This window comes from Paraburkholderia sp. BR10937 (assembly GCF_040965695.1).
In the GTDB taxonomy this organism is placed as follows: domain Bacteria; phylum Pseudomonadota; class Gammaproteobacteria; order Burkholderiales; family Burkholderiaceae; genus Paraburkholderia.
In genome coordinates this window covers 1-20,158 of sequence record NZ_JBFRCL010000060.1, presented here as the reverse complement: position 1 = coordinate 20,158, position 20,158 = coordinate 1, and the positions used below count along the sequence as shown (strand labels likewise).

Genomic DNA, 20,158 nt, shown 5'->3' with positions numbered 1-20,158 from the left:
AAACGTGTGGCCAATACTTGCGAGAACTACACAAATTGCCACGCACGCGTTTGATACACGCAAAGTCAGCACGCAGCGTCGGCACACCAACGACCGCGCGCTGCTTTGCATTACCGTGCATTACATGCATGACGCGCGCCGCCCGCATGGGGGCGGCGGCGCAGCTTCGGCCTTAAACCGCGAAGATCTTCCAGTTTTTCTTCTGGGTCGTCACGTCGGCCTGTTCGTAGACCGAGCAATCGAGACGCAGATCCGTGTCAGCCATGTCGATGTTCAGCAGCTGGCAGTGATGCGGCGTCTTCTTCGGGTTCTTGCTCGGCTCGAAATGCGAGCAGGTCAGGCACATCCGGTGCTGCGGGCTGGTTTCCTGCGCTTCGAGCAGATAAACCGTCTTGAGCAGCGTGCGATAAAGCGTGGACTGCTCGTCAGCCTTCAGCGTGCCGACCGCCTTCGACAGGAAGTCGGGCCACTGCGAGGCCTTTTTCGCCGCCGTGCGGCCGCGCGACGTGAGACGCACTGCGAGTGCGCGGCCGTCGTCGAGCGCACGGCGCTTTTCGACCAGCCCCTTGGTTTCGAGCGTGCTCACCGCATCGCTGGTGGTCGCGGCCGTGAGGGCCGTTTCACGCGCGATCTCGCCGAGGCGCATCGGCCCCTTACGCTGCATCAGCAGCACGAGAATTTCGCCCTGGGTAGGCGTGAGTCCTGCCCCTTCGGCCCAGTCCCACGCCTGGCTCCGCATTGCCGTGCTCAGTCGCAGCAGGCTATGGGTCACCCGCCCGGCTGCCTGCTCTCCGTATACGCCTTCGCTCATAGTCTTTCGCTGGTTATTGGCAGCTTGCGCTGCATCGTCAGCCGCCGCTTTGACCGACGGCCTGTGGGAACGCCGGCGCCCAGTTCCCCGAGCGCCGCACCATCTCAAAAAATTCCTGCTTCGCGTACGCCATCGTACGCGTTGCACCGTCATGTTTCTTGCCGCTGGCCCCGGAAACATCCTTCAAGTCCCGACGCCGGTGCAGCAAAACCGACATTCTATGCGAGAGCGGCAAATCGCACAGCTAACTTATCCAGTGCGAATTGTGGATAACCCGTTGATAAGCAGGCTATTGCCTTGTGCACAGGTTCCGCGCCGCTCGCCGCCGCCGCCCCGTGACCCATGCAGGTTATCGCGGATTTCTGTCCCGAACGCAACTGGAATCTGCCCGATTGTGACTAACCAATCATTACGTAGTCCATTGAGTTTGCAGGGAAAACGAAGGTTACCCACAACCGCCTGGGCCATTTGTCCTTGAATATGGACCATGTCGGGACCCAGGTCAAAAAAATAAGAACCCCCAGGTACCTCGAAGCCGGTAAAAAAATTTTTGTCCACCGCGAAAAAAGTGGCGTGCGGAACCAACGCGACCCGTTTTTGGCCCGCTCTTAACAGCTTCTTACCCGTTTTCCGGTCCCTGGAAGCACGAAGGGCAGCCCGAAAGCTGCCCTCGCATCCTGCCTGGCCGGCGCGGGGCGCATCCGGCACCCCGCAAAAATCGGTCAGTGGTCCTGTGTGTCCGCCGGCTCCCCCTTTCGATTCCCGTCAGGCGCGCCAGCGCAGGCACTGCTGGCGCACCGCTTCGTGCAGCGATTTTTCCTCGGCCACCACGCTGCGCAGCCACGTGGCGTCGTTGTTCTGCGCACGGGCGATCGTGCCGATTTCGGTGAGTGCGCGCGTCGAGCCGAGCACCTCGCCGTGCGGCGCGATCCGGTCCAGCGTTTCGAGAATGTCTTCGGAAATCGTGCGGCGCTCGCCCGTTTGCGGATTCACGCAGGTGCCGGCGAGGCCGAAGCGGCAAGCCTGGAAGCGGTTGAACGTGTAGACGAGGTAGTCGTCCTCGAGCGGCGCGATCGGCCGATCGGTGAGCAGATGGCGCGCGAGCGTCTGGATGTAGCAGGCGATCGCGGCGGCGCGCTCCACCGAAAGCGGCGTGTCCATCACGCGCACCTCGATCGTGCCGAAGCCGGGTTTCGGGCGGATGTCCCAGTAGAAGTCTTTCATGCTGTTGACAACGCCCGTGTGCACCATCTTCGAGAAGTACTCCTTGAACTCCTCCCAGCTCAGCACGAACGGCGCGCGGCCCGACAGCGGAAACGCGAACACGGAATTCAGTCGTGCCGAATGAAATCCGGTGTCCACGCCCTGGACATACGGCGACGACGCCGAGAGAGCGATGAAATGCGGGATGAAGCGCGAAAGGGCGTGCAGCAGGAACAGCGCGCTGTCCGCATCCGGGCAGCCGATATGCACGTGCTGGCCGAACACCGTGAATTGCTTCGCCAGGTAGCCGTACAGTTCGGACAGATACTGAAAGCGCGGCGTATCGACGATGCGCCGGTCGCTCCATTGCTGGAACGCGTGCGTGCCGCCGCCGCACAGACCGACGTTGAGACGATCGGCCGCGCCGACGAGCACGTCGCGAATCTTGCGCAGATCGGCCACGGCCTGCTCGTGATTCGTGCAGATGCCGGTGGAGAGTTCGATCATGCTTTCGGTGATTTCGGGCGTGATATTGCCCGGAATCTCCTGATCTTTGACGAGGCGCATGAGGTCGCTCCCCGCCTTGGTCAGATCGTAGTCGTGCGTGTTGACGATCTGCATTTCGAGTTCGATGCCGAACGTGAACGGCTTCGAATCGACAAACGTTTCAAGTGACATGGCGTTTCCTTCGGGGCGTCGCGCGCAAGCCGCCGGCCGCGCGCGCCGCGGGATTCATTTTTCGCCGCGTTCGCCGACGAGCGCAAGCGCGCGGTAGACCACCCAGGGTCCGAAGAGCTGCAGCACGACGATCGAGCACAGAATGATCGCGCGCAGGCGCGGATCGAACGTCGGATAGAGCTCGTAGGTGTCCTCGACGAGCAGCAGCGCGAGCGCCGACATGGGCGTCAAGGCGAGGCCGAGCGCCACCCCCTGCTTCCAGTGCAGCCCGCTCGGTTTGGCGAATATCAGCACGCCGACGAGCTTGGCCGCGAGACGCGCGACGATCAGCCCCGCCGCCGCCACGCCACCCACGAGAATGTCGTGCCACTCGAACGTGGTGAGCGTGAGCACGAACAGAATCACCGTGAGCAGCCATCCGGCCGTGCCGAAATGCTGCGGCCACAGCTGCGGGCGCGGCTCCAGATTCTTCACGATGATGCCGGCGGCGAGCAGGCTCAGGATCGTCGAGAGCTTCAGCAGGTGCGCGATGGCGATCGCCAGCAGCACGAGGCCGAAGAGCGCGACGAACGAGTGCTCGTCCTGCGGGCTCAGCCGGCGGTAAAACAGCGTGCATGCGCGGGCGAGCACGAACGCGAGAATCAGCGAGCCGATCAGCAGATACAGCGGCTGCAGGATCGTCGCGAACACGTTACCGTACATCTCCTGATGCAGCCAGGTCGAGGCGAGCTTTTCGACGATCACCGCATACATGCTGTTGAGCGCCGTGAGCGTGAGCAGGCGCTGCGTGACCTGGCCTTCTGCGCGCAGTTCCGTCTTGAGCTGGATCACCATGGCAGGCGACGTCGCCATGGCGATCGCCGACACGACGAGCGCGATCATCGTCGGCACGGAAAGGAACAGCAGCACCGCGAGCACGAGCACGAAGGTGAGCGAGGACTCGGCAAGACTCGACAGGATGAGCCAGGGATTGCGGCGGATCCAGCGCAGGTCGAGACGGCTGCCCAGTTCGAACAGCAGCAGGCCGAGCGCGACGTCGAGCAGCGGCCGCGCGGCCGTGCCGACATCGGCGTCGATCACGCCGAGCCCGGCCGATCCGGCAATGAGCCCGATCACTCCATAGCCCGAGATCCGCGGCAAGCGCCACGCCCGATAACAAAGCTCGCCGCACAAACCGGCGGCGAGCAGTGCGAGCCCGGCCCAGAAAATACCGTCGAGCTGCAACGGCCAGGCGGGAAAAAATGAAAACGCCGACTTCATCGTGGTGGCTTCTCCTTGGCAACAACATCTTGCGTGGGATCGAATCCGGCTGTCCGACGTTAGATCGACATACGACTGGCTAACAGGCAAGCCGCATGCCGCACGAGGCGAACGACACCTCTACTCCCCGTCCGTTGCCTGCTTGCTCTGCGCCTGGCGCTGCGCCAATCGACGCAGCCGACTGGCCCGACGATATGACGATTGGGCGAGCTGGCGCGAATATGCGCTTCCTGCGGCGAGCCCGGGCAAACCGTGTGGCAAAACGCTGCGACAAAGCAGCCGGCACATGACGGTGCGGCGAACAGCCGGTACGGGCGCGTTGCGTGTGGTGTGGCTGCGCCCGCGTTGGATGAACGAACGCTGCCGTCTACCCTGAGCACTCAGATTCAGGATGAGGGGCAACCGTTCCTTGGATGCGTCGACCGTCTGATGCGGCGTTTGACGCGGAAAGAACGGCGATTGTGCCATAGCTTTTTTGCAATTGTCCCCACCCCTTCGAAAGCATCGACAAAGACGGTAATAGCGTCCGTATTGTGCGCTTTTGCGGACGTATGCGGAAAAAATGACCGCATCGGCGGCCGGCTTTCGTCTGGGTTTTCAAGCTCCGGCTGGATCGTCTTTGCCGGCAGCGATGGCGCTAGCTTGGGGTTTACTGTTTACCGTATGTATACGTAGTAGAAGTTAACAAGGACCTGGATTTCCTGTGGATAACCGGGGTTTACCGAAAGGAATCCGCGAGTTGGCGCTCGCACAACCGCGCGCAAAGCATGTGCGGTCCATGCGCACTTCGAAGAGTAACTTTTGGGCCTGGAGCGGGGCGTGCCGAGTTACCCCGTTTACGTCCACACCGCTTCCACACTCGATTCGCTGGCAATTCGCGCAGTTATCCACAGATTTGCGTGGATAACCTGGGCGGCGCTTTTCCGTGTGAGGCGATCAAAGACTGCGCTGGCGCAAGGCGCGCTGCAGGAAGCGCGCCGGGTCCAGCTGGTCTGCGAGTTCCCGCTCCAGCGGCCACGGCTCGCCCTCCAGCTGCGACGCGATCAGCTCCGCCCCCAGCCCCGCCCAGACGAGCCCGCGCGAGCCAAACGCATACGCGCCATAGAGGCCGCTTGCGCGCGGCAGATCGAGCGGCCATGCGCCGGCCAGACGTTGGGCGTCGCGGCGGGCGGCGTCTTCGTCGGCGAGCGGGCCGAGCATCGGCATGCGGTCGCTGGTGACGCAGCGGAACGCCACGCGGCCCGCGAAATCGCGCTCGCCCGCGCTTTGGGCCGCGGCAAGCTCAGGGAGCATCTGCGCGACGCGTTCGATGTTCTCGGCATGGCCGGCGGCGCGCAGCGCGTCGTTGGCGTCGTCGACTTCGTAGGTGGCGCCAGCGAGCGTGACGCCGCCGTCGAGCGGCACCGCATAGCCCTCGCCGATCACGGGCACGCGCAGGTTCGCGAGCGGGCTGGGATCGACGAGCGTGAGCTGACCGCGCACGATGCGGGTGGGCGCATGCGCGAGCGCGGCGGCGCGCGAAGCGTCCTGAGCGTTGGCGAAGATCACCGCGGCTGCCTGGGCGATGAGCCCTCCGGCCTCGTCGTACACCTGCCATTCGCCGGATTCCGGTTCGTCGGCGCGAGCAATGTGACCGATACGCACACCGAAACGTGTCTCGACCTGGGCGCCGGGCAGCGCGGCGGCGAAGGCGCATTGGGCGCGGCAGAGCGTTGCCGGGTCGATCGCGCCCCCATGCGGATAGAACCACCCACCCTGATTGAGCGCGACGCCGGCCAGCGTCTGTGCTTGCTCGCGCGTGACGGCGCGCACGAATTCTTCGGGATAGCCGAACGATTCCAGCGCGGCGGCGACTGCGCGCGACTCGTCGTCGGTGGCGAGATGGAGCAAGCCGGCGTGCGAGCGCCGGGGCGCATGGCCGGCGGCTTCGAGCGCGGCCCAGCGTTGCAGCGCATAGAGAAACCCCGCGCGCGCGATGCGCGACGCGTTGCTGTCGTCGCGTGAAATCAGCGGATGAAATACGCCGGCCGGATTGCCCGATGCCTCGAGCGCGGGCGCGGCGTTGCGTTCGACGAGCGTCACACGCCAGCCGCGCGCGGCCAGCCGCTCGACGAGTGCGCAGCCGGCGAGTCCCGCTCCCACGACGACCGCGTGCCGCTCGCGCAGCGCAAGCGGCAGCGGCGGCTCGTAGCGGCGCACGCGCCAGCGCGGCGCGAAGCGTCCGACCAGCATCGCCCACTTGCCGTTGAAGCCTTCCACCTTGTGGTATTCGAAGCCGTTTTGCTGCAGCGCGCGCTTGACGTCGCCCGAACTGCTCCAGGTCGCGAAGGTGGCGTCCTCGCCAGCGATACGCGCCAGCGCCTTGAAAATGGCCGGCGACCAGAGGTCGGGATTCTTCGCCGGGGCGAAGCCGTCGAGGTAGATCGCATCGGCGCGCATCCACATTTTGGGAAAGACCTCGAGCGCATCGCCGAAAACGAGCGTGAGCGTGACGCGTCCGCCCTCGAATTCGAGGCGATGCGTGCCCGGCACGAGCATCGGCCAGGCGTTCACGAGTTCGCGCGCGAGCGGCGCTTCGCGTGCGTGCGCAACGACTGCGTCGAGTGCGCTTCGCAGGTCGTTGTGCACGAACGGATGTTTTTCCACCGAAACGAAATGCAGGCGTTCGCAGCGCGCCGGGTCGTCGCGCCATGCCGACCACGTGGCGAGAAAGTTTACGCCCATGCCGAAGCCGGTTTCGACCACGGTGAAGATCCGCCGGTCTTGCCAGCGCTGCGGCAACGCGTTGCCGTTCAGAAAGACGGCTTGAGCCTGTGCGAATGCGCCTGCAGTGCTGTGATAGACGTCGCCATAGATGGGCGAAAACGGTGTGCCGTCTTCCCGGAAGGCGAGCGTGGCGGGTGTCAGGGTGGCGGTCATGAGGAACGCGAAGCCAGAGGTGAGGAGAAAACGGGCAAGCAGCGAGGCTGCAAAAAGCGTGTGGCGAAGGCGGATCGCGTCGCCGCAAACGCTTGCCGGGCTGGCGTTTGCGCGCATGCTGCGTTGGCGCGGCGCAACGCGTGCGGCGGGAAAAACGTCGCAGACGGAGGGATTTGCGGGGGTGGATACCCGAAAAAGGTCTACAAGCTCCAAAAAACCCGCATTTCCCGCGCGAAATCTTCGAAACCCTTGTCGTTATTGGGTTTGCGCTGCGCTATCATAGCAAGCGCCGCCCAGGGAAGCGGCAGCACGGACGTTGCGGCATCAGACACACGCTAGTCGCCGCAACGCGAAAACGCCGGGGTGCTCCGGGTCCGTCGCTGCTCGACGGCGCGGCACGCGTCCGTATAATCGGCGCGTTCGCGCTGTTCGTGTCAACCTAAACACAGAAAGGAACTTCTCAATGAATAAACAGGAACTGATCGACGCCGTCGCAGCACAGACGGGCGCTAGCAAGGCACAAACCGGCGAGACGCTGGACACGCTCCTCGAAGTGGTCAAGAAGGCTGTGTCGAAGGGTGACGCGGTTCAGCTGATCGGCTTCGGCAGCTTCGGTTCGGGCAAGCGCGCAGCCCGTACGGGCCGTAACCCGAAGACCGGCGAAACCATCAAGATTCCCGCTGCCAAGACCGTCAAGTTCACGGCTGGCAAGGCGTTCAAGGACGCCGTCAACAAGCGCTAAGGCATTGCCGCTTTAAGTTGACACCCGCCCCTGGCGGGTTTTTTTTCGCCTGCGAGGTGCATGCATCGCTGGCGAAAAAGCAAACGGCGCCGCATTTTTGCGGCGCCGTTGTTCGTTGAGCGCGTCGTTCCGGTCAGGCGGGACGGTGGACGATCTCGTCGTGATCGCCGTGATCATGATCGTGATCGTCGTCGTCGAGCTCCCACGACGGGAACGGGTCGGCGTAGCCCAGCCAGGCTTCGGGGCCTGCCGCGTATTCCGCATCAGTGAGAAGGCATGCATCGAGCTTCGCGCGCCATGCGTCGCGCTCGAGATCCACGCCGATCATCACCAGCTCCTGACGGCGATCGCCGACGCTCGGGTCGTCGAGATCGCCTTGCCAGTCGGCGGCGATTTCCTTTTCGAGTTCGGCGTCCTGCGGCCATTCCTCGCGCGGCAGCGCCGCCCACCACGTGCCCGCGGGACCGTGACGACACACGCCGCCCGCCTGCGAGAGCGTGCCCGTCACGTCGTTGCGCGTGGCGAGCCAGAAGAAACCCTTCGAGCGCAGCACACCCTTCCATTCCTGGTTGAGCAGCGCCCAGAAGCGCTCGGGATGAAACGGGCGGCGTGCGCGATACACGAAGTTGCTGATGCCGTATTCGTCGGCTTCGCTGCGCGGCGCATGCGCCGGATCGTGGCAATGCGCCGGGTCTTCGCAATGGTCATGCTCGTGCAGCGAGGCGAGCCAGCCCGGCGCGCTCGATGCCGCATCGAAATCGAAGCGGCCGGTGTTGATCACCTCCTCGAGCGGCACGTTGCCGAAGCGGCTCACCACCTGCACCGCGCGCGGATTGATGCGCGCGAGAATGTGCTGCAAGCGTGCGAGTTCGTCGTCGCTTACGAGGTCGGCCTTGTTGAGCACGAGCACGTCGCAGAACTCCACCTGATCGACGAGCAGTTCGACGATCGCGCGGTCGTCTTCCTCGCTCGCTGCCACGCCGCGCTGCGCAAGCTGGTCGGCGCTCGCGTAGTCGCGCAGGAAGTTGAATGCGTCGACGACGGTGACCATCGTGTCGAGACGCGCGAATTCATCGAGCGCGATGCCGTCGTCGCCGGCGAACGTGAAGGTTTCCGCGATCGGCATGGGCTCGGCCACGCCGGTCGATTCGATCACGATGGCGTCGAAGCGCTGGCCGGCGCGAGCCGGATCGGCGAGGCGCTGGATCTCGGTGAGCAGGTCGTCGCGCAGCGTGCAGCAAATGCAGCCGTTCGACAATTCGACCACGCGCTCTTCCACGCGCGAGAGTGCCGAGGCGTCACGCACGAGCGCGGCGTCGATGTTCACCGAGGCGAGGTCGTTGACGATCACCGCCACGCGCAGGCCTGCGCGGTTCGACAGGATATGGTTGAGCAGCGTGGTCTTGCCCGCGCCCAGAAAACCCGAGAGCACGGTGACGGGCAGTGGCGGCTGGTTCATCGCAGTTTGGTGCAGAAAGTGAGTCGGGAGGCGCGCCGCGCGAAAGGATCGAAATCCTCGTAAGGGAGCGGCGCCAGCCAGCATTTTGCACCATGCACGCGCGCCGCGCAGGGCACGCGTGCCGCCGCATTCAGGGCGCGAGCACGCGGCGAGCGCTCAACAGGCGCTCAAGCGTGCTACTGCATGAGATGCCACTTGCGCAGAATGTCGGCGATCTGCTGCGCGTACTGGTCGCGCAGCGTCGGCGTTTCGGAATGGTAAGCGCCGACGGCCGCCCACGTGTTGCCGTACTTGTTCATCTTCTGGCGCAGATGCCACGCGGCGATATAGACGTTCTTGCACGGCTCCATGAGCGTGCTTTGCGAAATGCCGTACTGCGAGAGCACGGGCAGATGCACGGAATTGATCTGCATGACGCCGTAGTCGATCGAACCGTTCGCATTCCTGTGTACTGCGTCGGGCCGGTTGTGCGACTCCTGCCAGGCAATGGCGCGCAGGATCAGTGGATTGACCTTCTGGTAGCGCGCGGCCTCGTCGAAACAGTCCGCATGCGCGAGCGTGCTGACGCTCGCGGCGGTGACGAGCACCACGGCGGCGACAAGCGTAGCGGACCAGACGTTCGGCATGGCGACTCGCGCGAAAGCAGACAAAAGGACAAGCAAAGGACAAGCAAAGAGGCGAACGATGCAGCCTGCAGGATGACGCAATCTCTCGCTGGCCGGCCTGATTTCTGGCGCGCAATGCGGGAATTCCCACATAAAGGCGGGGGAAACGTGCGTTGGCCATCCTTCGGGCCGCTCGTATGATACCGGTCACCGATGACGCGTCAAGCTGGCTGCTCGGACAAGACGCGGCGCTTCGAACCAATCGAAGTCCGCGCACGCCGGCTCATGAGGCACGCATGCTTACAAACAGCTTGGGATTGCCGGCTGGCGCGGCTCGGCGATTAGAAGAATTCCCCGGAGCCCCATTTTTTGTGACAAATTCGACATGAAAAACTGCTACTGTTCCATCTTTTGTTGACTAACGGACGTCCGGGCTGAGGAGAGCCGGCGCCGGCACTAGTCAGGAAAGCACAGGCGAGTCGGCCCCACAGCCGTACGTCGAGGACGAATAGCCGCGCGCGTCTGCCGCTGGCTTCGATAAGACACCCATGAGAAGAAATCGTATGGCTTTGCGTCGCGTCGCCACGGCGCTGCTCGTGAGCGGACTGATTACGGCACAGCTTGCCTATGCGCAGGTCACGCTCAATTTCGTCAACGCCGACATCGACCAGGTGGCGAAGGCAATTGGCGCCGCCACCGGCAAAACGATCATCGTCGATCCCCGCGTGAAGGGGCAGCTCAATCTCGTCTCCGAGAACCCGGTGCCTGAAGACCAGGCGCTCAAGACCCTGCAGTCGGCGCTGCGCATGCAAGGCTTCGCGCTCGTGCAGGATCACGGCGTCCTGAAGGTCGTGCCGGAAGCCGACGCCAAGCTGCAGGGCGTGCCGACCTATGTGGGCAATGCGCCCACCGCGCGTGGCGACCAGGTGGTGACCCAGGTGTTCACGCTCAGGCACGAGTCGGCGAACAACCTGCTGCCGGTGCTGCGCCCGCTGATCTCGCCGAACAACACCATCGCCGCCTACCCGGCCAACAACACGCTCATCGTGACCGACTATGCGGACAACGTGCGCCGCATCGCCTCGATCATCGCGGGTGTGGACTCGGCCGCCGGCCAGCAGGTCCAGGTGGTGCCGCTGCACAACGCCAATGCACTCGACATCGCGCCGCAAATCGCGAAGATGCTCGACCCGGGCGCGATCGGCGCCTCGGACCCGTCGCTGAAGGTCTCGGTCATCGCCGACCCGCGCACCAACTCGCTGATGCTGCGCGCCTCGAACGCGCAACGCCTCGCCTCCGCGGTCCAGCTCTCGAAGCAGCTCGACGCGCCGACCAGCATGCCGGGCAACATTCACGTCGTGCCGCTGCGCAACGCCGACGCCACGCAGCTCGCCAAGACGCTGCGCGGCATGCTCGGCAAGGGCGGCAACGATACATCGTCGTCGGGCAACGCGAACGGCTTCAACCAGGCCGGCAACAGCGGCGGCGGCAGCAGCATGTCGACGGGCACCTCCGGCACGCCGCCGCTGCCGTCGAGCTCGCTCAGCGGCGGTACGTCGTCGGGCAGTTCGCTCGGCGGGGGCAGTTCATACGGCAGCGGCGGCGGCGGCAGCAACGAAGCCCCGTTCCTCGGTGGCGACAAGGACAAGGGCGACGAGAACCAGCCGGGCGGCATGATCCAGGCCGACGCGGCGACCAACTCGCTGATCATCACGGCCCCGGACGCGGTGTACCGCAACCTGCGCGCCGTGATCAACCAGCTCGATGCGCGGCGCGCGCAGGTCTATATCGAAGCGCTGATCGTCGAGCTGAACTCGACCACCAACGCCAACCTGGGCATTCAGTGGCAGGTGGCGAATGGCAATCTGTACGCCGGCACCAATCTTGCCACTGGCAGCGGCAACAGCATCATCAACCTGACGGCGGCTGCGGCCGCCGATGCCAGCACCGGCGGCCTCGCAAGCGCGCTCGGGGCTTCCACCCTCCAGCAAGGCCTGAATGTTGGCTGGATCAAGAACATCTTCGGTGTGCGGGGTCTCGGCGCGCTGCTGCAGGCGCTCTCGCAAACGGCAGATGCCAACGTGCTGTCCACGCCTAACCTCATCACGCTCGACAACCAGGAAGCGAAGATCGTCGTCGGTACGAACGTGCCGATCCAGACGGGTTCGTATTCGAACCTCACGAGCGGCACGGCGAGCACGGCGTTCAACACCTACGATCGTGTGGACGTGGGCCTGACGCTGCACATCAAGCCGCAGATCACCGACGGCGGCATCCTGAAGCTGCAGCTGTACACGGAAGACTCGGCGATCGTGACGGGCACGACCAACGCGACGACCAACCCGGCCGGCCCCGAGTTCACCAAGCGTTCGATCCAGTCGACCGTGCTGGCCGACAACGGCGAGATCATCGTGCTGGGCGGCCTGATGCAGGACAACTACCAGGTCGCCAACAGCAAGGTGCCGCTGCTCGGCGACATCCCGTGGATCGGCCAGCTGTTCCGCTCGGAAAACAAGACGCGCGAGAAGACCAACCTGATGGTGTTCCTGCGTCCGGTGATCATCAACGATCGCGACACGGCGCAGGCGGTCACGTCGAATCGCTACGACTATATTCAGGGCGTAACGGGCGCCTACAAGTCCGACAACAACCTGATCAAGGATCGCGACGACCCGGTCGTGCCGCCGATGCCGGTCGGCCCGAGCCAGGGCGGCTCCGTGCTGAACCTGTTCGATCTCGACCAGATGCGGCGTCAACAGGCGCTGGGCGTGCAGCCCGCGGCGCCCGCGAACCCGGCAAGCGCCGTGCAGATGCAGCCCGCCGCACCCGTGCAAACGGCGCCGGTGGAAACTACGCCGGTGCAACAGGCGGCGCCTGCCACTACGCGGGTGCAGCCGTGAGCACGCCGCACGCGCCTGCGGCCACCGGCGGCGCGGACCGCGAGCCGCCCTCGCCGCTTGCCGCGCGCCTCGTGCCGTACGGCTTTGCGCGCAGCGGCCAGATTCTGGTCGCCCAGCAGCGCGCCGAAGGCCTCGAAGTGTGGATCAGCGAGCGCACCTCGCAGGCTGCCATCGCCGAGGTCGCGCGCAACTTCGGCGCGTTCGCGCTCGTGCGTGTGCCGGCCGACGAACTCGCGCAGGCCATCAACCAGGCCTATGCGCGCCAGGACGGCAGCGCGGCGCAAGTGGTGGGCGAAGTGGAAGGCGAAGTCGATCTCTCGCGCCTCATGCAGGACATTCCCGAAGTGGAAGACCTGCTGGAGTCCGAAGACGACGCGCCGATCATCCGCATGATCAACGCCCTGCTCACGCAGGCCGCGCGCGAGCAGGCATCGGACATTCATATCGAGCCGTTCGAGAATGCATCGGTCGTGCGCTTTCGCGTGGACGGCACGCTGCGCGACGTCGTGCGCCCGAAGAAGGCGCTGCATGGCGCGCTGATCTCGCGTATCAAGATCATGGCGCAGCTCGACATCGCCGAGAAACGCCTGCCGCAGGACGGCCGCATCACGCTGCGCGTGGGCGGGCGTCCGGTGGACGTGCGCGTCTCCACGCTGCCCACGGGCCACGGCGAGCGTGCGGTGCTGCGTCTGCTGGAGAAAGATGCGCAGCGCCTGAACCTCGAAGCGCTCGGCATGGCCGGCGACACGCTCGGCAAGTTCGACCAGCTGATCGCGAAGCCGCACGGCATCGTGCTCGTGACCGGCCCGACGGGCTCGGGCAAGACGACCACGCTCTACGCGTCGATGTCGCGGCTCGAAACGGCCACGACCAACATCATGACCGTGGAAGACCCGATCGAGTACGACCTTTCGGGCATCGGCCAGACCCAGGTGAACGAGCGCATCGGCATGACGTTTGCGCGTGCGTTGCGTTCGATCCTGCGTCAGGACCCGGACATCATCATGATCGGTGAAATCCGCGACCTCGAAACCGCGCAGATCGCCGTGCAGGCGTCGCTCACGGGCCACCTCGTGCTCGCCACGCTCCATACCAACGACGCCGCCTCGGCGGTGACGCGTCTGACCGACATGGGCGTCGAGCCGTATCTGCTCGCGTCGTCCCTGCTCGGCGTGCTCGCGCAGCGCCTCGTGCGCCAGCTCTGCCCCGTGTGCAAGGAAGAACGCGAGGAAGACGACGGCAGGAAGCGCTGGCATCCCGTGGGCTGCGATCGTTGCGGCCATTCGGGCTATTCGGGGCGGCGCGGCGTGTACGAGCTGCTGCTCATCGACGAGCCGATTCGCGCGCTCATCCACCGCAACGCCGCCGATGCGGAGATCTTCGAGGCCGGCCGCGCACAAGGTATGCGCACGCTGCGTGAAGACGGCGAGCGCTGGGTCGAGGCGGGCAGGACCTCGCTCGAGGAAGTGCTGCGCGTGACGGGCGGCGCGTGATGGGCCGCCCGATGAACCCCCAGTTGGACGCTCAATAAAAGCGAGGGCGATCAGCAACATGCCGGCATTTCGCTTTGAAGCCATCGACGCCACGGGCAAGCCGCAAAAAGGCGTGCTCGACGCGGACAGCGCACGCGGCGCGCGCGCGCTGCTGCGCGGCCAGGGCCTCACGCCGCTCGTGGTCGAACCCGCCGCGAGCCGCACGCGCGGCGCGCGCCAGCAGCGGCTCGCGCTCGGACGCAAGCTCTCGCAGCGCGAACAGGCCATTCTCACGCGCCAGCTCGCGAGCCTGCTCGTTGCGGGCCTGCCGCTCGGCGAAGCGCTTGCCGTGCTCACCGAGCAGTCCGAGCGCGACTACATCCGCGAGCTGATGGCGGCCATTCGCGCCGAAGTGCTGGGCGGACATTCGCTCGCCAGCGCGCTCGAGCAGCATCCGCGCGACTTTCCAGATATCTATCGCGCGCTCGTGGCCGCGGGCGAGCACACCGGCAAGCTCGGCATCGTGCTCTCGCGTCTGGCCGACTACATCGAGCAGCGCAACGCGCTCAAGCAGAAGATCGTGCTCGCCTTCACCTACCCGACGATCGTCACGATCATCGCGTTCGGCATCGTCACGTTCCTGCTCAGCTACGTGGTGCCGCAAGTGGTCAACGTGTTCGCGAGCACGAAGCAGCAACTGCCCTTGCTCACCATCGTGATGATGGCGCTCTCGGGCTTCGTGCGGCAGTGGTGGTGGGCGGTGCTGATCGCCGTGGCCGTGGTGGCGTGGATCGTGCGCTCGACCTTGCGCCGGCCCGGCCCGCGTCTCGCATTCGACCGCTGGATGTTGACCGCGCCGCTCGCGGGCAAGCTCGTGCGCGGCTACAACACCGTGCGCTTCGCGAGCACGCTCGGCATTCTGAGTGCGGCAGGCGTGCCGATCCTGCGCGCGCTGCAGGCGGCCGGCGAAACGCTCTCGAACAAGGCGATGCGCACGAACATCGACGAAGCCATCGTGCGTGTGCGCGAAGGCACCTCGCTGTCTCGGGCGCTTGGCAACACGAAGACGTTTCCGCCCGTGCTCGTGCACCTGATCCGCTCGGGCGAGGCGACCGGCGACGTGACGACCATGCTCGACCGCGCGGCCGAAGGCGAGGCGCGCGAACTCGAACGGCGCACGATGTTCCTCACGAGCCTGCTCGAACCGCTGCTGATCCTGGCGATGGGGGGCGTGGTGCTCGTGATCGTGCTCGCGGTGATGCTGCCGATCATCGAGTTGAACAACCTCGTGCAGTAAGGCGTACGAACCGCACGAAGTCGCGGGAAGCCGGGCGCGCGGGACTCAGCGCACGTAGATGGTGGGACCGGCTGCGTTGGGCGGCAGGAAGATTTCGGAGTGCGCGCCGTGGCGGTCGATGACGATCGAGCGGGGGCGCACTTCGAAGAGCTTGGAGTTCTGGTCGATCGGGCCGCCGAGCGAGATCGCCCGCGGCGGTTCACCGCCCACGCTGACGATGGCCGCAGCGCCCTGCGCGAGCGAGAGGATGCCGAAGAGGTGAATGTCCTGTACGGGGTTGCGCTCGAGCCTGCCGCCGAACAGCGTGCCGGCCTGGTCGAGCGAAACCGGCGCCCGGGCGGCGGCGGCCTGCACCGGCGCTGCGTGGTTCGTGGCCAGGGTGATTCCCCACCACGTGGCCGTGGCGCAGAACACCGCAAACGCGGCGAGGGAAAGAAGGCGGATTTGCAGTGGGTTCATGCGCTCATTGTACGAAGGTTTATGAAAATTTTGATGTACGCGTTTGCCATGCCCGCAAGGCGTCGGAAAGGCGTCATCGTGTGACATTACAATGACCCGTCATGCGTGCGAGGACCCGGCCGAATCGAGCGGCGGGTTCGATTGCAGGCGGGACGAAGCGCGGCGCACAGGCGTGCACCGCAACCATATCTAGCGAGGGAGGAAAGAACTCATGTCCATGTGGGCCAAACGCCGTGCCGAAATCGAAGTCATGCGCGCGCGCCGCCAACGCGGCTTCACGCTCATCGAAATCATGGTCGTGATCGCGATTCTCGGCATTCTGGCCGCGTTGATCGTGCCGAAGATCATGAGCCGTCCCGACGAAGCGCGCCGCGTCGCCGCGCGCCAGGACATCGGCACGATCATGCAGGCGATGAAGCTCTATCGCCTCGACAACGGCCGCTATCCGACCCAGGACCAGGGGCTGCAGGCGCTCGTGCAAAAGCCGACGACCGACCCCGTGCCGAACAACTGGAAGGACGGCGGCTATCTGGAGCGTCTGCCCAATGACCCGTGGGGTAATGCGTACCAGTACCTGAATCCGGGCGTGCACGGCGAGATCGACGTATTCAGCTACGGCGCCGATGGCAAACCCGGCGGCGAAGGCAACGACGCCGACGTCGGGTCCTGGCAGTAAGTCGTCCGCCACGCCGCAGCCATGCAACCGAGCAGCCTTGTCCCTTGCCGGGATCGCCGATCGCCACGCAGCGCGCGCGCCTCTCGCGCGGGCATGCGTTCGCGCGCGGCGGGCTTCACGCTGCTCGAAATGCTCGTGGTGCTGCTGATCGCGGGGATTCTCATCTCGCTCGCTTCGCTCACGCTCACGCGCAATCCGCGCACCGACCTGAACGAAGAAGCGCAACGGCTCGCGCTGCTGTTCGAATCGGCGGGCGACGAGGCGCAGGTGCGTGCCCGGCCCATTGCATGGCAGCCCCTCGCGGGCGGGTTCCGCTTCGACGTTCATACCGAGGACGGCTGGCGTCCGCTGCGCGACGATCTGCTCGGTCCGCGCAACTGGGAAGGCGGCGTGACCGGCGTGGCGATCACCTACCCCGGCAGCGACGACACGCAGGCCAACCGGCTCATTTTCGGCACGGAAGCCGTGGACGTGCCGGTGCAGGTCACGCTCTTCTCGGCAGCGGGCCGCGCGACGATCGTCGGCACCGGCACCGGCCGCTTCGAGGTGCGTTGAGATGCGGCTCTCGATGCGTGGAAGAAGGCGCGGCTACGGCGCTCGCGGGGTTCGTCCGGCTCGTCAGGTGCGTGAGCGCGGCTTCACGATGATCGAGGTGTTGGTTGCGCTCGCAATCATTGCGATTGCGCTGGCCGCGTCGCTGCGCGCTGTCGGCAGTCTCGCCGCAAGCGAGGGCGATCTGCACGATCGCCTGCTCGCGGGCTGGAGTGCGGACAACACGCTTGCGCAACTGCGTCTCGCGCACGCATGGCCGGACCTCGGCGAGAGCACGTTCGACTGCTCGCAGGGCAATCTGCGCCTGACCTGCACGCAGCATGTCGCGACGACGCCCAACCCCGTCTTCCGGCGCGTGGAGGTGTCGGTGGCGACGCCCGGCCGTTCCGGCAATCTCGCGCAACTCGTCACGGTGCTCGCCAATGAGACGAACCGCTCGTTGTGACCGCGCGCGCGCCGCCTCGTCAGCGCGCGGCTTCACGCTGATCGAGTTGCTCGTGGCGATCGCCATCATGGCCGTGGTGGCGATCCTCTCTTGGCGCGGCCTCGACGAGATCGTGCGCGGGCGCGAAACCATCACGCGCTCGATGGCGGAGGAACGTGTGTTCGCGCAGATGTTCGACCAGATGCGCATCGACTTGCGCGAAGCGACCTCCGATGACGAGGCGGGCGGCGTCGCCATCTCGCTCGACGGCGGCGCGCTGCAGATCGTGCGCGCGTTCGCGGTGCCGCCAGGCGCGGCGCCGCGCCTGCAGGTGGTGCGTTACCGCGTGTCGGGCGGCCAGGTGGTGCGCTATGCGTCGCCCCCGCTCGCCAATCTCGGTGAGCTGCGGCGCGCGCTGCGCGGCGGCGAAGGCGACAACTGGGGCGCGTTGCCGATGATGAGCGGCGTGGACGTCATCAACGCGCGCCTGTACGTGCCGAAGACGGGCTGGACGGCGAACATGCAGGACGTGCGCTCGCAGGTGAGCGGCTACAACAACGATCTCAAGGTACCGCAGCTCGGCAACGCGCCGTTGCCGCGCGCGGTGACGGGCGTACAGGTGAGCGTGGGTTCGCATTCGCTCGAGCGGCCGGTGACCCGCGTATTCATGGTGGGGGAATGACGTTGCGCACACAACGAACATCCGCCCGACGATGTCGACGTTCCAGCCGCGCTACACGCGCACGGCGCGGCGCGGCCATCATCAGCGCGCTGCTCGTCGTGGCGCTGTCGGCGATCCTCGTCTCGGGCATGTTGTGGCGCCAGCAGGTGCAGCTGCGCCGCATCGAGAACCAGCGGCTGCTCGCGCAGGCGCAATGGATCGCGCGCGCCTCGCTCGACTGGACGCGCCTCGTGCTGCGCTCCGAAGCGGACACGTCGGCGGGCATCACGTATCTCGGCGGCGCGTGGGGCGTGCCGCTCGCGAGAACGCGCCTGTCCGACTTTCTCGGCCAGATCGGCGAGGCGCACGCGCAACAGGGCGCGGACACCTGGCTCTCGGGTTCGATCGAAGACGCCCAGGCGCGCTTCAATCTGCGCGATCTCGTGGCGAGCAGCGCGCCGGGCTCGCTGCAGCTGAACCTGACCGGGATCGAAGCGTTCGCGCGCCTGTTGCAGATTCTCGGCATCGACCAGCAGCTCGCCAAGAACACTGCGGTGTATCTGCGCTCGGGCCTCGCCTACTCGGCGACGCGCTTTCAGACGCAAACCGCCACGACGAGCGGCACCTCGCAAACCGAGGTGCTCGCAGGCGGCGGTTCGACCGGCGGCGGCAACTACACCGACAACCCCGGCCTCTCGGATGCCGACAGCAACAGCGGCGTCGCCCCGATCCTGATGACGAGCGTCGATTCGCTGCTCGACGTGCCCGGCTTCACGCCCGACGCCGTCGCGCGGCTGCGCCCGTTCGTGACGATCCTGCCCACGGTGACGCCCGTGAACATGAACACGGCGAGCGCCGAGGTGATCGCCTCCGTCGTAACGGGCATGAGCCTGTCGAATGCACAGGCCCTCGTCGCGCGCCGCCAGAGCGTGTTTTTCCGCAACGTGAGCGACGTGCAGCTCGCGCTCGAAGGCGTGGGCGTGAAGCAGGCCTCGATCGATACCACGCAGATCGACGTCAACACGAGTTATTTTCTCGTCCATGGGCGCGTGCAGCACGAGCGCGCCGAGGTGGACCGCACGACGCTAGTCTGGCGCGACCCGCTCACTCATACGACGCGCATCGTGCGCGTTCGCGACGAACCATGAATCCGTCCCCGACCAACATCGAAAAGAGGTGCGTTTGAGCACGCTGATCGTTCTCATGCCGCCCCGCGACCCGGCGGTCCACTCGCAGGAATGGCAGCTGCCGGAGCTGCCGTTCGTGCTGCTCGACAAGACGGGCAACACGCAGCGCGCGGGCCGCTCGGCGCTGGGGCTGCTGCCGAAGGCCTCGGCCACCATCCTGATGATCGCCGCGCGCGACCTGCTCACGCTCGCCGCCACCGTGCCGCCGCTCAAGGGGCCGCGGCTGCGTCAGGCGCTGCCGAACGTGGTCGAGGATCATCTGATCCAGGATGCGCAGACCTGCCATCTGGCGCTCGATCCCAAGCGCCTGGCCGACGGCCGCCAGGTCGTGGCGGCCATCGATCGCGGCTGGTTCCGCTTTCTGCTGGAAGGCTTCACCGCCGCGGGGCACCGCAATCTGCGCGCCGTGCCGGTGGCGCGCTGCCTGCCGGCCGCGCAGGCAGTGGAAGCGGTTCAGGAGGTTCCGGTGACGGAACCTGCCGGGGCGGCAGAGCCGGGCGCAGCGCCTGAAGCCGCGGCTCCCGCCACGCCCGCGCCCGAACCCGTGACCGCGTGCGTGCTCGGCCATGTCGTCGCGACCGCGCCCACGCTGCTGCCCGGCGTCGCGCTCGAGCCCGCGGCCGCCACGGCGCAAGCGGCGCTCGAACTCGCGATCGTGCGCGGCGCCCTCGCCGAGGGCTTCGCGGTGCCCGCCGCGAGCGTCGCCGCCACTGTCACGGCGCTCGCCGGCGGCGCGCCGGTTTCCGGCTACGTGCTCACCAATCTGCCGGGCGAGCCCGTGAGCGCCGCCGCGCGCGCGTCGCTGGCCGCCGCGTTGCCGGGTGCGCAGACGCTCACGTTCGAGGCGCTCGCG

17 protein-coding genes are annotated in these 20,158 nt (G+C 66.0%); 10 read left to right on the top strand and 7 right to left on the bottom strand.

The annotated features are described in order from the left end of the window. Positions 1 to 172 precede the first annotated feature (172 nt). The 4 genes from AB4Y44_RS34305 to mnmC form a co-directional block, all read right to left on the bottom strand. Positions 173 to 811, bottom strand: a complete 639-nt coding sequence (locus AB4Y44_RS34305; RefSeq protein WP_321907216.1) for a MarR family winged helix-turn-helix transcriptional regulator — start codon at positions 809 to 811, stop codon at positions 173 to 175. A 765-nt stretch (positions 812 to 1,576) separates the two neighbouring features. Continuing rightward, entirely contained in the window at positions 1,577 to 2,692 is a 1,116-nt protein-coding gene (locus AB4Y44_RS34300) for a YbdK family carboxylate-amine ligase (RefSeq protein ID WP_368702022.1), read from the bottom strand. 54 nt (positions 2,693 to 2,746) lie between these two features. Then, positions 2,747 to 3,952, bottom strand: a complete 1,206-nt coding sequence (locus AB4Y44_RS34295; protein WP_342920291.1) for a cation:proton antiporter — start codon at positions 3,950 to 3,952, stop codon at positions 2,747 to 2,749. 936 nt (positions 3,953 to 4,888) lie between these two features. Then, positions 4,889 to 6,871 (bottom strand): bifunctional tRNA (5-methylaminomethyl-2-thiouridine)(34)-methyltransferase MnmD/FAD-dependent 5-carboxymethylaminomethyl-2-thiouridine(34) oxidoreductase MnmC, encoded by a 1,983-nt coding sequence (gene mnmC / locus AB4Y44_RS34290; protein WP_368702021.1) that lies wholly within the window; start codon positions 6,869 to 6,871, stop codon positions 4,889 to 4,891. A 463-nt stretch (positions 6,872 to 7,334) separates the two neighbouring features. On the opposite strand from mnmC, the gene AB4Y44_RS34285 reads away from it, so the two are divergent. Then, entirely contained in the window at positions 7,335 to 7,613 is a 279-nt protein-coding gene (locus tag AB4Y44_RS34285; RefSeq protein ID WP_027815965.1) for an HU family DNA-binding protein, read from the top strand. A 133-nt stretch (positions 7,614 to 7,746) separates the two neighbouring features. Here AB4Y44_RS34285 and AB4Y44_RS34280 read toward each other — a convergent pair whose 3' ends face one another. Both AB4Y44_RS34280 and AB4Y44_RS34275 read right to left on the bottom strand, forming a co-directional pair. Continuing rightward, entirely contained in the window at positions 7,747 to 9,072 is a 1,326-nt protein-coding gene (locus AB4Y44_RS34280) for a GTP-binding protein (protein WP_368702020.1), read from the bottom strand. Positions 9,073 to 9,248: 176 nt separating this feature from the next. Beyond that, positions 9,249 to 9,698, bottom strand: a complete 450-nt coding sequence (locus tag AB4Y44_RS34275; protein WP_342920288.1) for a lytic transglycosylase domain-containing protein — start codon at positions 9,696 to 9,698, stop codon at positions 9,249 to 9,251. 542 nt (positions 9,699 to 10,240) lie between these two features. Between AB4Y44_RS34275 and gspD the strand changes: the two genes are divergently transcribed. Genes gspD through gspF form a run of 3 tightly spaced genes read left to right on the top strand, consistent with a single transcriptional unit; the run spans position 10,241 to position 15,346 of the window. Next, on the top strand, positions 10,241 to 12,577 hold the full coding sequence (gspD, locus tag AB4Y44_RS34270; RefSeq protein WP_368702019.1) for a type II secretion system secretin GspD: 2,337 nt from the start codon (positions 10,241 to 10,243) through the stop codon (positions 12,575 to 12,577). Further along, positions 12,574 to 14,070 (top strand): type II secretion system ATPase GspE, encoded by a 1,497-nt coding sequence (gene gspE / locus AB4Y44_RS34265; protein WP_368702018.1) that lies wholly within the window; start codon positions 12,574 to 12,576, stop codon positions 14,068 to 14,070. Before gspD ends, gspE begins: the two co-directional genes overlap by 4 nt. A 58-nt stretch (positions 14,071 to 14,128) precedes the next feature. Then, complete coding sequence (gene gspF, locus AB4Y44_RS34260) at positions 14,129 to 15,346, top strand: type II secretion system inner membrane protein GspF (protein ID WP_254319335.1); 1,218 nt, start codon at positions 14,129 to 14,131, stop codon at positions 15,344 to 15,346. 45 nt (positions 15,347 to 15,391) lie between these two features. Here gspF and AB4Y44_RS34255 read toward each other — a convergent pair whose 3' ends face one another. After that, entirely contained in the window at positions 15,392 to 15,805 is a 414-nt protein-coding gene (locus tag AB4Y44_RS34255; RefSeq protein ID WP_342920285.1) for a hypothetical protein, read from the bottom strand. Between the two features lie 211 nt (positions 15,806 to 16,016). Between AB4Y44_RS34255 and gspG the strand changes: the two genes are divergently transcribed. The 6 genes from gspG to gspL form a co-directional block, all read left to right on the top strand. Further along, positions 16,017 to 16,481 (top strand): type II secretion system major pseudopilin GspG, encoded by a 465-nt coding sequence (gspG, locus tag AB4Y44_RS34250; RefSeq protein WP_342920284.1) that lies wholly within the window; start codon positions 16,017 to 16,019, stop codon positions 16,479 to 16,481. A 21-nt stretch (positions 16,482 to 16,502) separates the two neighbouring features. Further along, a complete protein-coding gene (locus AB4Y44_RS34245) occupies positions 16,503 to 17,036 on the top strand; it encodes a GspH/FimT family pseudopilin (protein WP_368702017.1) in 534 nt (177 codons plus the stop codon). A gap of 13 nt (positions 17,037 to 17,049) precedes the next feature. Beyond that, entirely contained in the window at positions 17,050 to 17,478 is a 429-nt protein-coding gene (gspI, locus tag AB4Y44_RS34240; RefSeq protein WP_342920282.1) for a type II secretion system minor pseudopilin GspI, read from the top strand. Next, positions 17,456 to 18,139, top strand: a complete 684-nt coding sequence (locus tag AB4Y44_RS34235) for a prepilin-type N-terminal cleavage/methylation domain-containing protein (RefSeq protein WP_342920281.1) — start codon at positions 17,456 to 17,458, stop codon at positions 18,137 to 18,139. Before gspI ends, AB4Y44_RS34235 begins: the two co-directional genes overlap by 23 nt. Further along, positions 18,136 to 19,266 (top strand): type II secretion system minor pseudopilin GspK, encoded by a 1,131-nt coding sequence (gene gspK / locus AB4Y44_RS34230; RefSeq protein ID WP_368702016.1) that lies wholly within the window; start codon positions 18,136 to 18,138, stop codon positions 19,264 to 19,266. The genes AB4Y44_RS34235 and gspK overlap by 4 nt, the downstream gene beginning before the upstream one ends. 34 nt (positions 19,267 to 19,300) lie before the next feature. Continuing rightward, positions 19,301 to 20,158 (top strand): type II secretion system protein GspL (gspL, locus tag AB4Y44_RS34225; RefSeq protein ID WP_368702015.1); only part of this gene is annotated, 858 nt, incomplete at its 3' end.